Annotated in this window: 11 protein-coding genes and 1 tRNA gene; 5 read left to right on the forward strand and 7 right to left on the reverse strand. The window is 65.3% G+C overall.

Going from position 1 to position 13,559, the window contains the following annotated elements; genetic code table 11:
- Positions 1-69 precede the first annotated feature (69 nt).
- Positions 70-1,176, forward strand: coding sequence for a mechanosensitive ion channel family protein (locus APM_RS04440; RefSeq protein ID WP_007422155.1), 1,107 nt, complete (start codon positions 70-72; stop codon positions 1,174-1,176).
- A 15-nt stretch (positions 1,177-1,191) separates the two neighbouring features.
- Here APM_RS04440 and proB read toward each other — a convergent pair whose 3' ends face one another.
- From proB to rplU, 4 genes are all read right to left on the reverse strand, one after another.
- Positions 1,192-2,343: a glutamate 5-kinase gene (gene proB, locus APM_RS04445; RefSeq protein WP_007422156.1), complete on the reverse strand. Its 1,152-nt coding sequence runs from the start codon at positions 2,341-2,343 to the stop codon at positions 1,192-1,194.
- Complete coding sequence (gene obgE, locus APM_RS04450) at positions 2,340-3,338, reverse strand: GTPase ObgE (RefSeq protein WP_007422157.1); 999 nt, start codon at positions 3,336-3,338, stop codon at positions 2,340-2,342. The genes proB and obgE overlap by 4 nt, the downstream gene beginning before the upstream one ends.
- Before the next feature lie 62 nt (positions 3,339-3,400).
- On the reverse strand, positions 3,401-3,670 hold the full coding sequence (rpmA, locus tag APM_RS04455; RefSeq protein ID WP_007422158.1) for a 50S ribosomal protein L27: 270 nt from the start codon (positions 3,668-3,670) through the stop codon (positions 3,401-3,403).
- A 15-nt stretch (positions 3,671-3,685) separates the two neighbouring features.
- Positions 3,686-4,000, reverse strand: a complete 315-nt coding sequence (gene rplU / locus APM_RS04460) for a 50S ribosomal protein L21 (RefSeq protein ID WP_007422159.1) — start codon at positions 3,998-4,000, stop codon at positions 3,686-3,688.
- A gap of 198 nt (positions 4,001-4,198) precedes the next feature.
- Here rplU and APM_RS04465 point away from each other — a divergent pair.
- The 4 genes from APM_RS04465 to APM_RS04485 all read left to right on the forward strand — a co-directional run bounded on the left by APM_RS04465 (position 4,199) and on the right by APM_RS04485 (position 9,913).
- Positions 4,199-4,288: transfer RNA gene (locus tag APM_RS04465), tRNA-Ser, on the forward strand.
- A 199-nt stretch (positions 4,289-4,487) separates the two neighbouring features.
- Positions 4,488-4,874: a hypothetical protein gene (locus APM_RS04470; RefSeq protein ID WP_158004989.1), complete on the forward strand. Its 387-nt coding sequence runs from the start codon at positions 4,488-4,490 to the stop codon at positions 4,872-4,874.
- A gap of 478 nt (positions 4,875-5,352) precedes the next feature.
- Positions 5,353-6,315, forward strand: a complete 963-nt coding sequence (locus APM_RS04480) for an FkbM family methyltransferase (RefSeq protein WP_007422162.1) — start codon at positions 5,353-5,355, stop codon at positions 6,313-6,315.
- 328 nt (positions 6,316-6,643) lie between these two features.
- Positions 6,644-9,913, forward strand: a complete 3,270-nt coding sequence (locus tag APM_RS04485) for a glycosyltransferase (protein WP_007422163.1) — start codon at positions 6,644-6,646, stop codon at positions 9,911-9,913.
- Positions 9,914-9,938: 25 nt separating this feature from the next.
- Here the strand turns inward: APM_RS04485 and APM_RS04490 are convergent, their stop codons facing one another.
- The 3 genes from APM_RS04490 to infB form a co-directional block, all read right to left on the reverse strand.
- Positions 9,939-10,907, reverse strand: coding sequence for an L-threonylcarbamoyladenylate synthase (locus tag APM_RS04490; protein ID WP_007422164.1), 969 nt, complete (start codon positions 10,905-10,907; stop codon positions 9,939-9,941).
- Positions 10,904-11,326: a 30S ribosome-binding factor RbfA gene (gene rbfA, locus APM_RS04495; protein WP_011941368.1), complete on the reverse strand. Its 423-nt coding sequence runs from the start codon at positions 11,324-11,326 to the stop codon at positions 10,904-10,906. Before rbfA ends, APM_RS04490 begins: the two co-directional genes overlap by 4 nt.
- On the reverse strand, positions 11,296-13,559 hold a 2,264-nt coding region (gene infB / locus APM_RS04500), incomplete at its 5' end, for a translation initiation factor IF-2 (protein WP_039887757.1). The genes infB and rbfA, both read right to left, overlap by 31 nt.

Raw genomic sequence — 13,559 nt, forward strand, 5'->3', positions numbered from 1 at the left:
CTCCTCACTGAGCCCGGCGGCCGCGATCCCTTGCGGGGGGCGCGGCGCGCCACCAGAGGAGGAGGCCGCATGACCCGATCCGCGCCCGGCAACCCCATCGCGCACGCCGCCGGCAACCTTACAATCGTGCTGCACGGCTGGCCGCCTTTGGTCACCACGGCAATCCTGGCCGCCGCCGCGATCCTGGTCGCGATCGTGTTCCACGCGATCCTGTTCCGGCTGCTCCCCCGCCCGTTGCGCGACCGCGGCAGGGCCACGGGGGCGCTGGTCGCCCGCGTGCGGGCCATCGTGCTGGCCTTCCTGATCGTGCTGATGCTGACCACGGTGGTGCCGCAGGCGCCGCTCGGACCGGGCCTGCGCTTCGGCGTGCTGCACGCGCTGAGCGCGGGCCTCGTGATCCTGATCGGCTGGGCCGTGCTGCTCGCGATCGACATCTACACGACGCGCCAGCTTTCCCACCGTCCCGACAACATCCAGGCCGACGCCATCGCCCGCAAGCACGTGACTCAATGGCAGGTGCTGCGCCGGGCCAGCCATGTGCTGACCATCATCATCACCACGGCCGCCGCGCTGATGGTGTTTCCAGCGGTGCGGGATTACGGGGTGTCGCTGCTCGCCTCCGCCGGCGCGGCCGGGCTCGTCGTCGGCCTCGCGGCGCGGCCGGTGCTCTCCAATCTCATCGCCGGCATCCAGATCGCCATCACCCAGCCGCTGCGCGTCGAGGATGCGGTGGTGATCAACGGCCAGTGGGGCTGGGTGGAGGAAATTACCTCGACCTACGTGGTGGTGCGGATCTGGAACTGGCAGCGCATGGTCGTCCCCCTGGCCTGGCTGCTCGAACAGCCGTTCCAGAACTGGACACGCGACTCGTCAGAACTAATCGGCGAGGTGCACTGGAGCCTCGACTATACCGTGCCGATGGACGTGCTGCGCCGCAAGCTCGACGAGATCGTGCACGCGACGCCGCTCTGGAGCGGCAAGGTGGTGGTGCTGCAGGTCACCCACGCGCTGGAGACCACGCTGACACTGCGCGCCCTGGTCTCGGCGCGCAATTCGGGCGAGGCCTGGGATCTGCGCTGCTTCGTGCGCGAGCAGATGATCACGTTCCTGCAGAAGGAATATCCATACGCGCTGCCGCGCCGGCGCGTCGACCTCGAACGGACGGAAGTCGCATGACGCTTGTGCTCGGGCCTACGACGAAACGGACGGCAACGGGCCGGCGACGAGCACGAGGTCGTCGCGGTGGATCAGCTCATCCCGACCGCGCCAGCCGAGCAGCGCCTCGATCTCGTCGGTCCTGTGGCCGGCGATGAGCATCGCATCCTCGCTCGGATAGGCGGCAAGGCCGCGGGCCAGCGCCGCCCCATCCGGCCCGGCGATCTCGACTGCATCGCCACGCTCGAACCGTCCCTCGACGCGCACCACCCCCGCCGGCAGCAGCGATGAGCCGCGGCGGATCGCCCGCGCCGCGCCGGCATCGACATGCAGCCGCCCGAGCGGCGCGAGCGAGCCGGCGATCCAGCGCTTGCGCGCCGAGCGCCCGCCGGGCTGCGGCAGGAACCAGGTGCAGCGCGCCCCCGCTTCGAGGGACGCGAGCGGATGCGCAACCCCGCCAAGCGCGATCGCCATGGCACAGCCGGCCTGGGTCGCGATCCGCGCGGCGACGAGCTTGGTCCGCATCCCGCCGGAGGAATAGCCCGGCGGCGGCGCGCCGCCCATCGCCTCGATCTCCGGCGTGATCGCGGCGACGACAGGTAGATGCGCCGCCGCCGGGTCGCGCCGCGGATCGGCGGTATAGAGCCCGTCGATATCGGAGAGCAGGACCAGTTGGTCGGCCTCCACCATTTCGGCCACCCGACCGGCGAGCCGGTCGTTGTCGCCGAAGCGGATCTCGCCGGTGGCGACCGAGTCGTTCTCGTTGATCACAGGCACGGCGCCGAGTTCGAGCAGCGTGCGGAGCGTGGCCCGCGCGTTGAGATAGCGCCGCCGGTCCTCGGTATCGTCCATGGTCAGCAACAGTTGCGCCGCCACCAGCCCGTGCGCCGAAAGCGCCTCGCTCCAGGCCTGCGCCAGCCGGATCTGCCCCACCGAGGCCGCGGCCTGTTTTTCCTCGAGTCGCAGCCGCTTCTGCGTCAGGCCAAGCTGCCGCCGCGCGAGAGCGATCGCCCCGGAGGACACCACGATAACACCGACGCCGCGCGCCCGGAGGGCCGCGATGTCGGCGGCCACGCTTGCAAGCCAGGCTGTGCGCGGCGCCGCGGCATCGGGATCGACGATGAGGGCGGACCCGATCTTCACCACCAGCAGCCGTGCGCTGCCTGGATCGGGCAGCCCCGGGCTCATTGCCGCTGCTCGCGGATCATCCGCAGGGTTTCGCGCAGCACCGCATCGACCCCCTGATGCGCGGCGGCGGAAATCACCATGACCTTGCAGCCCGAGGCCCGTTCCAGTGCCGAGCGCCGGCCGGCGATCTGGTGCGGCGTCATCGCATCCATCTTGTTCAGCACGATCAGCTCGGGCTTGTCCGCGAGCCCCCCGCCATAGGCTTCGAGCTCGCCGCGGATCGTCCGCCAGGCGTCCACCACGTCGCCGGCCGCCCCGTCGATCAGGTGGATCAGCGCGGCGCAACGCTCGACATGGCCGAGAAAGCGGTCGCCGAGCCCCGCGCCGTCATGCGCGCCCTCAATCAGGCCCGGAATGTCGGCGAGGACGAATTCCTCGGTCATCGACAGCCGGACCACGCCGAGCTGCGGGTGCAGCGTGGTGAAGGGATAATCGGCGATCTTGGGCCGCGCCGCCGAGGCCACCGAGAGAAAGGTCGATTTCCCTGCATTCGGCAGCCCGACCAGCCCGGCATCGGCAATCAGCTTGAGCCGCAGCCAGACCCAGCGCTCCTCGCCCGGCCAGCCGGGATCGGCCCGGCGCGGCGCGCGGTTGGTCGAGGTCTTGAACATGGCGTTGCCATGGCCGCCATCGCCGCCGCGCAGCAGCACGATGCGCTTGCCCGGTGCATCGAGATCGGCGAGCAGGGTCTCGCGGTCGTCGTCGAGGATCTGGGTGCCGACCGGCACCTTGATCACCACCGGCGGCGCGGCGGCGCCAGTACGGTCCGATCCGGCGCCATTGCCGCCCTTGCGGGCCCGGAAATGCTGGGTATAGCGGAAGTCGATCAGCGTATTGAGGTTCTCGACCGCCTCGAACACGATGTCGCCGCCGCGGCCGCCATTGCCGCCGTCCGGCCCACCGAACTCGATGTATTTCTCGCGCCGGAACGCGACGACGCCGTTGCCGCCATCGCCCGAACGCACATAGATTTTCGCCTGGTCGAGGAACTTCATGGGTGCAGATACGCAAAAGGCCGGCACCGGCCGGCCTTCGCGTCCTTCATGCCGGAGACAGATTACTCCGCGGCGAGCGGCTGCGGCTCGACCGAAACGTGCACGCGGCCTTCGGCCTTGCGGGAGAACTTCACGCGTCCATCGACGAGGGCGAAGATCGTGTGGTCGCGGCCGACGCCGACATTGGCGCCCGGCTTCACCTTGGTGCCGCGCTGGCGAATGATGATGTTGCCGGCGATCACCTGTTCGTCACCGAACTTCTTGACGCCGAGGCGGCGGCCCTCGGAATCGCGCCCGTTGCGCGACGAACCACCTGCTTTCTTGTGTGCCATGGGATATCCCTCCGATCAGGCGGCGTTGATGCCGGACACGCGCAGCACGGTCACCGGCTGGCGGTGGCCATTCTTGCGACGGCTGTTCTGCCGGCGGCGCTTCTTGAAGATGATGACCGTATCGAGCTTGTCCTGCGCGATCACCGTGGCGGTGACCGTTGCACCCTCGACAACGGGTTTGCCCAAGGTCACACCCTGTTCACCGCCGATGGCGAGAACGTCGGTGAAGGTGACGGTGCTGCCGGCCTCGGCCTCGAGCTTCTCGACCTTCAGCACCGCGTCCGGCACGACGCGATATTGTTTTCCGCCGGTGCGGATGACTGCGAACATCGATCTGGTCCAATTCTATCTGCAACGCCGCGCGGGCGGACAAAAAAAGCTGCGCGAAACCTTTCGGCATCGCGAGATTGCGGGGTTATAGCGGGATGCGCCCTGCTGTCAATTGATTCGCCCGATGGCAGGGCACCACCAACCGCAAGCCGACTGTTGCCTAGCCGGCGCCAACATGCCTATAAGCCGCGCGGCCGCGGAGAGGTGCCAGAGTGGTCGATTGGGACGGTCTCGAAAACCGTTGTGCCTTCACGGGTACCGTGGGTTCGAATCCCACCCTCTCCGCCAGTTTCGCTTTTCACGCGATCTCAGACAGTCTCAGGCATCTAAAATTTCTTCTATTTTTCCCGTAACGGTGTCCTAATCCGTCTCACGAGACATCGCCTCAAACCTCGGGGCACGAGGGGGCGGACATCGTGTATGGGAATGGGAATGGGGATATACTTGCGGACGCCGCCATCCGTGAGTCGAAGGCGCTCGACAAGCCTTGCATGATGTTCGATTCCAATGTCTTGTTCCTGCTGTTAACGATGGCAGGAGGAAAGCTCTGACGCTTCCGTTGCCAAAAGATCGGCGGCAAGAAGAAGTTGCTCAGGATCGGTTCCTACCTCGAGGTGACCCTCGCCGCGGCGCAGGCCTGCGCATCCGCGCATGGAATGTGCTGGCCGATGTCATCTCTGGCCCGAAGGGCACCGTCGCCGCGATCTTCCTCGCTTCGCGCATTCTCTCCATCGCCCCGCTCGGCGGGCAAGGGCTCAAGCTCGCCGCAATCGCCGCGGCGGTGATCGGCATCGCCAGCCTGTACAGCGGTCACGGCTCGATCATCGGCACCTGTTCAGCGCCTTCGTCACGATGTTCATCGGCAACGGGCTAAACCTGCTGAACGTCTAGCCCTGCTTGCAGGGCACGGTGATCGGCTCAGCTATTATTATCGCCGTGCTGATCGAGCGCCTGCTGAGCAACGCGCGCCAGAGGGCCTGACCGTCCCTCCAGCTGTGCCTGCTTCCTCGTGCTTGGTCGGATCGGGGATGTCGCCAGACATCCGGGCTAGATCAAGCTCGTCGACGGGCATGACCGAGTGTCGTACGCCTCGCCCGGCAACCCGGATCACTCTCCCACACGATTCGCCCCGCTTCCGTTGGCCAGAATGAGCGCTCATTGCGCTCACCTCCCTCTCACTCGTTCCTTCCCGCCGCTCGAATGATGTCCGCCACCGTTCACCCGTAGCCAGGGCCAGCCGTCTGAATTGCGCCGATTGGCTTTCATACCCGGAAGCCGGCTAGAACGACTGCTCCGAAAAGATTATTTCGGAGCCAGCACGTATAGTTCACAGTGATTTCATGTGGGGATTAATGGCGCCTGAAGCCGGCTCCGAACGTCAGTTCATTTCCTATGCCCAGAATTTCGAGGATGTCATGCTCTGGCGCGCGCTCGGGCATGTTTCGCCTGGAACCTATATCGACATCGGCGCACAGGATCCGATCATCGATTCCGTTAGCCTCGCGTTTTACGAGCGCGGATGGCGCGGGGTTCATGTTGAGCCAAACCCGGCTTATGCCGAACGCCTCCGGGTCGCGCGCCCTGACGAGAACGTTATCGAAGCTGCGATCGGGGCGACCAGCGATACGATCGACTTCTACGAAATTGCCGATACCGGGTTGAGCACGGGCGATGCCTCCCTTGCCGATGAGCACCGTCAACGCGGATTTTCCGTCAACCGCATCAAGGTGCCGTGCCGACCGCTATCCGACATTCTCGATGAAATGACGGATCAAGTTATCCATTGGATGAAAATTGACGTGGAAGGGATGGAACGAGAGGTGATTTCCACCTGGGCGCCGTCCGCTGTACGGCCGTGGATAATCGTGATCGAAAGCACCAAACCCAATACGAAAAACCCGACTTTTTCGGATTGGGAAGAAATTATCTCAAAATTAGGCTATAAATTTGTATATTTTGATGGGTTAAACAGATTTTATATCAGTATACGACATCTAGAATTACAATCTTATTTTTGCTACGGCCCAAATATATTTGATAATTTCAGTTTGAGCGGGCTTGCCTCCGCTCCGTTTTGCCGACAAATGCTCGCCGTAATCCAGGCACGAGAGCAGGAAGCTGAGCGGCGGATGGAGCGTGAAAAGGCCCTGCGACATGACGCGGAACAACAGGCGAATCAGGCGGCTTCCAGGCTGCGTGAAGCGGAGCGGCTGATCATGGAGATCCATGCCAGCCGCTCGTGGCGCGTGACGAGTCCGTTTAGAGCCGCAATGAACTTCATACGGCGGATGTCGCGCCAAACTCATGAGGGCTGACCGTGCAACCCGCCTATTTCTTTCGACGTCTTGTGCGTCTTACCCTGAGCGGATTGGCGGATCGGGTACGGGCCATGCCGAGGCTGCGCGCACTCGCAATCAACATCTTGCGACACTTTCCATGGCTGGATCGGGTTCTGCGCGCGGCTTTGCGGCCGACGCCCCCCGGCTCTCCCCGTCCCCGCGGACAGATGCGGGCCCATGCGGCTCGATCGCGGCTGGCTAAGGCTCGTCATGCGGATCCCGACCTGCCGCTAACGGCGGCGAAGATCTACGCTCAACTCCTTCGCGCCAGCCTCAATGAAGACGAAACGGCCAGGATACGCTGATGCGCATCGTCATTGATGTGCAAGGAGCCCAGACGAGTGGCAGCGCGTTTCGCGGAATCGGGCGCTACACGATGGGTTTGGCCCAAGGCATCGCGCGCTGGCGCGGGCCTCATGACGTCATTATCGCTGCCAGCGATGCCTTTCCCGATTCGCTGCCGCTGCTTCGGGCGACCTTCGCGCCACTCCTGCCGCCAGGACATTTTCGCGTCTGGCAATGCCCGAGAGGGATCAGCGCGGCAGATGACACCAATCATGCGCGGAGACGGGCAGCCGCATGCGTCCGGGAAGCCTATCTCGCCGCGCTTCGGCCGGATGTCGTTCTGGTTTCCAGTCTCTTCGAGGGCCTGATCGACGACGCCGTCGCCAGCATCGGCACCTTGCACGACATTCCGACGGCTGCGGTGCTTTATGACCTGATCCCCCTCATCCACCGCGAAACTTATCTTTCGCATCATGCCGTGATAGAAAAATGGTACGAAGCCCAGCTGGACCATCTGCGGCGCGCAGATCTGCTGCTGGCTATTTCAGCATCCAGCTCAAAGGAAGCAAAAGACCACCTCGGCTTTCCGGCGGGTCAAACGGTCAATATCGGCGCAGCTGCGGATCCGCAATTCCATCGGCGAAATCTGCCTCTTTCCACTCTGGATACGGTGCGGGCACGCTACGGTCTCAACCTGCCGTTCGTGATGTACACCGGAGGAATCGATCATCGCAAGAATCTCGATCGGCTCGTTACCGCTTTCGCCCGACTCCCCGCGCACCTACGTGAAGCCCATCAGCTTGCCATCGTCTGCAAGGCGGATGATGACGCACAAGACCGGCTGAGAACTCTCGCTCGACGCGAAGGGCTTGGCGCCTCGACGCTGATGTTCACCGGTTTCGTGCCCGAGGACGACCTCATCCACCTCTATCACGCCTGCACCGCCTTCGTATTTCCGAGTTGGCATGAAGGCTTCGGGTTGCCCGCGCTGGAAGCGATGGCATGTGGCGCGCCGGTGATTGCCAGCAACGCATCGAGCCTGCCGGAAGTCGTCGGCCTGGACGAAGCCCTGTTCGATCCGCTGAATCCGGACTCAATTGCGAACAGTCTCCAACAGGTTCTGGAGGATCGGGGGTTCCGGGAACGACTTGTCTCCCATGGCCTTGGGCAAGCCACCCGTTTTTCCTGGGACATCACGGCGCAACGCGCGGTGAAAGCTCTCGAAGCGCTCCATTTGCGCCATGCGCTGCAGCCGCAAAGACGCCGCGCGCAAACGCCCCGCCCAAAACTGGCCTACGTCTCGCCTCTGCCGCCAGAACAGAGCGGAATCAGCGATTACAGTGCCGAGCTGATTCCCGAACTGTCACGCTTCTATGAAATCGAGATCATCGCCAGTCGGCCGGATATCGGGCCCGAATGGCTCCGCAGCCAATTCCCGATCCGCTCGCCCGACTGGCTGAGCGCCAACCCCTCGTCCTACGACCGGGTCCTGTACCAGTTCGGGAACTCGGCATTTCATCAGCACATGTTCGACCTTCTGCGAGAAGTCCCCGGCGTGGTAACGCTGCACGATTTCTTCCTGTCAGGCGTCGCCTGGTGGATGGAAGGCGATGTCGGCCGCGCCGGCCATCTGGCAAGGGCGCTCTATCGAAGCCACGGTTACGCGGCTGCAGAACAGCGCTACAAGCGCGGGGACATCAATTCGGTCATCTGGGACTTTCCGTGCAACGCGGACGTGCTTTCGGATGCAATCGGGATCATCGTTCACGGCCCCAATGCGGTGCGCCTCGCCAGACAGTGGTACGGCCCCGACACGGCACGAGATTGGGCGATCATCCCCCTCCTCCGCGCACCCGCTTTTGGGTTTCATCGATCGGAGGCACGAAGGCGGATCGGATTGCCCGAAGATGCGATGCTGACCTGCAGCTTCGGCGGCCTTAACGCGACCAAGCTGAACCACGTCACGCTCGAAGCCTGGCTCGCCTCGGCACATGCCGATCGTCCCGACGCCTATCTCGCTTTCGTCGGCGGCCATTCCAACGACGATTATGGCCGCGCCCTGCTTGCGACAGCAAGGAACAGCCGGGCCGCGGAACGGATTCTCATCACCGGCTGGACCGATCAATCGACATATCGCGACTATCTCGCCGCTGCCGATATCGCGGTGCAACTACGCACGTTGTCGCGCGGGGAAACCTCCGCGGCCGTTCTTGACTGCATGAATTATGGTGTGGCCACGATCGTCAACGCAAACGGTTCGATGGCGGACCTCCCGGCGGACACGGTCTGGAAGCTTCCGGACAAATTCGAGCGTGCTCAACTCGCCGCCGTTCTGGACGTTCTGGCGCGTGATACCGGGAAACGCAAAGCCCTGGGCCAGCGCGCGCGCGAACGCATCCTCAGGACGCACGCTCCGCGCGCATGCGCGGCCGCCTATCACGAAGCGATCGAGGTTGCCTATCGGCAGGCAGATGCAACAACCCGCGGTGCGATCAGTTCCATCGGCCGATCCGCTTCGGGACTGACCGCGGCCGACCTCGCGCAGATCTCGGGCTGCCTCGCGCAGAACGGAGCCCAGCCCATCACTCGCCAATTCCTGGTGGATGTGTCCGGTCTGCTCGCACCAGATTCGAAAGACCGAATTCAATCATCGCCCCGGGAACTTCTGCTCGAACTGTTGCGGAGGCCACCGGCGGGATTTCGCGTGGAGCCCGTCCATGCCTCGGTGAAGGTCAACGGCTATCGCTACGCTAGGCGCTGGACAATGAACCTTCTCGGCGTCCCGTCAGAGGGATTCGAGGATGAACCGGTGGACGCGCACGCGGGCGACGTTTTTCTGGCGCTGTATCCGAGCCACCGCGCCGGTTCTGGGCAAGCCGACCTATACCGGCGCTGGCGAACGCTCGGCGTCCGGACAGCTTTTATCATCGACGACCAGCCGCCCGCACGCGTGCCCAGGCAGGTTTCGCACGATGGCGAAAAGCCCCGCACCGACTGGCTCGAAATCGTCGCGGAGGCGGATAACGCGCTTTGCGTCTCCCGATCCGTGGCCGACGATTTCCGTGCCTGGCTGGATGAACAAGGAGCGCGGCGGTCCATGCCCATCGAGATCGGCTGCATCCACCGCGGCGGCGATGTCAAGAACACCGCGCCGAGCAGGGACATGCCTGCTGCACGAATAGCCGCGACCTGTACGCTGACCTTGACGGAAAGCGTCGACATGCTGGTGCGGGCGCTCGGCCTTCCTCCCCGGCAGTCAGCCCTCCCCGGCGGCACAGCAACCGTCTGATCGATGCGTCCCGCGCTCGCCCCTGTCAGGACCGGGGGGCTGCCGCCCGCGCCAGACGATCGTTGATCGCCGCGCCCAGTCCACGTTCCGGAACGCGCGCCACCGCGATGCGTCGAAGCCCGGCCAACCCGGCTGCGGCATCCAACTCATGCAAGGAGTCGAACAGGCGGGCGGCAGCCTCGACCAGATCGCCGGCTGGAGAAAGATTGCGCGACACCGGCGGCAGCGTTGGCGGCTCGATGCCGAAACCAAGCCATGCCTCGCCGTCTTCCGGCGCGGTGGCGCCAAGCCGCATCGGCAACACGGGCGCATAATGCGAGGCGAGCATCCCCGGCGCCTTCACCGCCGCACCCATCTCGGATGCGATCGAGACTGGACCTAGCACGGCCTCCAGCGCCTCGCGGGAAATTCCGCCTGGGCGCAGGAGCACTGGCGTTGCCCCGGTAAGATCGACGATGGCGGATTCGAGCCCGACCTCACAGGCGCCGGATTCGAGGATCGCGGCAATTCGCCCCTCGAGGCCTGCGATAACGTGCGCCGGGCGGGTCGGGCTGAGCCGTCCTGACCGGTTTGCCGATGGAGCTGCTACAGGCCGACCGGTCGCGGCGAGAAGCGCCCGGGCGATCCCGTGGCCAGGCACGCGCACGGCGACAGAGGATAGACCCGCCGTCGCCAGCGCTGCGATATCGCTCTCACCCCGTCGCGGCAAGACCAGCGTCAACGGACCAGGCCAGAAGGCTTGAGCGGCTTCGCGCGCCCGCGCATCTGCGGCAGCGTGGCGGAATGCCGCATCGGCGTCGGGGAAATGGCTGATCAGCGGGTTGAACCGCGGCCGCCCTTTGGCCTCGTAGATCGCGGCGACGGCACTGGCATTGGTGGCATCTGCACCAAGGCCGTACACCGTCTCGGTTGCGAAGGCCACCAGTTCGCCGGCCCGGAGCAGTTCGGCGGCGCGCGCGATTCCGGCCGCGTCTGCGGCAAGCCGCTCGGTCATTCCTCGTCCGGCTTCAGAAGATCCCGCATTACTTCGGGCCGATGCAGAAGCTCGTTGATCCGCGTCGCTTCATCGAGGGCATGGTCTGGCTGGAAATGCAGATCCGGCACGAACTTCATCCGTAGCCCATGGCCGATCTCGCCGCGCAGGAACGGTGCGATCCGCTTCAAGGCCGGAAGATACCGATCGATATCGGTCGCGCCGAGTCGCGAGACAAACACCGTGGCGTGCTTGAGATCTGGGCTCATCCGTACCTCGGCCACCGTGATATGCACACCGGCAAGCTCGGGATCACGGAATTCGGTGCGGGCGAAGAGTTCGGCGAGCCGGTGGCGGAGATCCTCCGCCACCCGGCGCTGCCGCTGCGAGGGGCCTTCCGCGCCGCCCCTTACGCCGGAACGGTTTCGGTCTCGTAGCATTCGACCACGTCGCCTTCACGAAGATCCGAGAAGCCGGCGAAGGACAGGCCGCACTCATAGCCGCGCGCAACCTCGCGGACGTCGTCCTTGAACCGCTTCAACTGCGACAACTCGCCCTGGTGGATGACGACACCTTCCCGCAGCAGGCGGACGCCGGCGCCGCGCTTGACCAGGCCTTCCGTGACATAGCACCCGGCCACCTTGCCGACCTTGGTGATGTTGAAGACCTGGCGGATCTCGGCATAGCCAAGGAACTTCTCGCGCTCGATCGGCGCGAGCTTGCCCTTCACCATCGTCTCGATGTCATCCGACACCTGATAGATGATGCTGTAGTAGCGGATGTCCACGCCATCGCGGCTGGCCAGCGTGCGGGCCTGGGCATTGGCACGCACGTTGAACGCGACGATGATCGCATCCGATGCCTTTGCAAGCTGAACATCGCTCTCCGTGATCTGACCGACGCCGGCGAGCAGCACGCGCACGCGCACCTCGTCATTGCCGAGCTTCTGCACGGTCGCCTGGATGGCCTCGGCACTACCCTGCACGTCGGCCTTGATGACAAGCGCCACTTCCTTCTGCTCGCCGGCCTGGATGCGGGCGAGCATCTGGTCGAGCGTGCCACGGGCCGCGGCACCCGCCGCCGCCGCGTGCTCGCGCAGCTTGCGCTGGCGGAACTCGGCGATTTCGCGGGCACGCCCTTCGTTCTCGACGACCACGAACACCTCGCCCGCTCCCGGCACGCCGGAGAGGCCGAGGATCTCGACCGGCGTCGAGGGGCCCGCGTCCTTGAGGGGTTGTCCATGATCGTCGAGCATGGCGCGCACACGGCCCTGCTCTGTGCCGGCCACGACGATGTCGCCCTGGCGCAACGTGCCTTTCTGGACGAGCACGGTCGCCACCGGCCCGCGGCCGCGATCCAGACTCGACTCGATCACGGCACCTTCCGCCGAGCGGTTCGGATTGGCCTTGAGATCAAGCAGTTCGGCCTGCAGCAGGATTGCCTCCTGCAGCGCGTCGAGCCCCTGCCGCTTCAGCGCCGAAACCTCGACATCCTGCGTCTCGCCGCCCATCGCCTCGACGGCGATATCGTATTGCAACAATTCGCTGCGCACACGATTGGGGTTGGCGTCCGGCCGGTCGATCTTGTTGATGGCGACAATGATGGGCACGTTCGCCGCCTTGGCGTGGCGGATCGCCTCGACGGTCTGCGGCATCACGCCGTCATCCGCGGCAACCACGAGGATGACGATATCGGTGACCGACGCGCCGCGGGCGCGCATCGCGGTGAAGGCTTCGTGGCCCGGCGTGTCGATGAACGTCATCTTCGCGCCGGATTCGAGCGTCACCTGATAGGCGCCGATATGCTGGGTAATGCCGCCCGCCTCGCGGGCGGCAACGTCGGTCGAGCGAAGGGCGTCGAGCAGGCTGGTCTTGCCGTGGTCGACATGGCCCATGATGGTGACGACCGGCGGCCTCACCTTCAGATCCGTCTCGGAATCTTCCTGCCCCTCGAGCCCGAGTTCCACATCGGATTCGGAGACGCGCTTCGACCGGTGCCCGAATTCCTCGACCACAAGTTCCGCGGTATCGGCATCGATGGTCTGGGTGGCCGTGGCCATCACGCCGAGTTTCATCAGCGACTTGACGACCTCGGGCACGCGGGCGGCCATGCGGTTCGCCAGTTCCTGCACGGTAATCGTCTCCGGCAGGACCACCTCGCGAACGACACGGACCTGATCCGAGCGCAGGCGTTCGAGTTCCGCCTGGCGGCGCTCGCGGTCGCGCTGCCGGCGAACCGACGCCAGCGAGCGAACCCGCTCGTCATCTCCCGACAGGGCGGCCTGGACATCGATGCGGGCGCCGCGGCGGCGATCGTCCCCCACCTTCTTGGGCGCGGGCACGGAGGGCTTGCGACTGGGCGCGGCACCGCTGCCGGGACGGCGTGCGGGGCGGGACGCTTCCTCTTCCTCGTCGCGCCCGGTGCGGGCGGCACGCAGGCGCAGCGTTTCCGATGCCGAGGTGGCGGGGGGTACAGGCGCCGTGCGACGGGCCGGAGCCGCGCCCGGACGAGCCGGAGCCGCGGTCGGGGCAGGCATCGCGGCCCGAGGGGACGCAGCAGCCGCTGGCGCCGGCGGAGCGGCCGTTGCCTGCGAGGCCTCCGCGGCCCTGCGGCGCTCGGCTTCCTCCTCCTCGCGGCGGCGCGCCTCTTCCTCGGCGCGCAGGCGCTCGGCCT

Source organism: Acidiphilium sp. PM (assembly GCF_000219295.1).
GTDB lineage: Bacteria > Pseudomonadota > Alphaproteobacteria > Acetobacterales > Acetobacteraceae > Acidiphilium > Acidiphilium multivorum.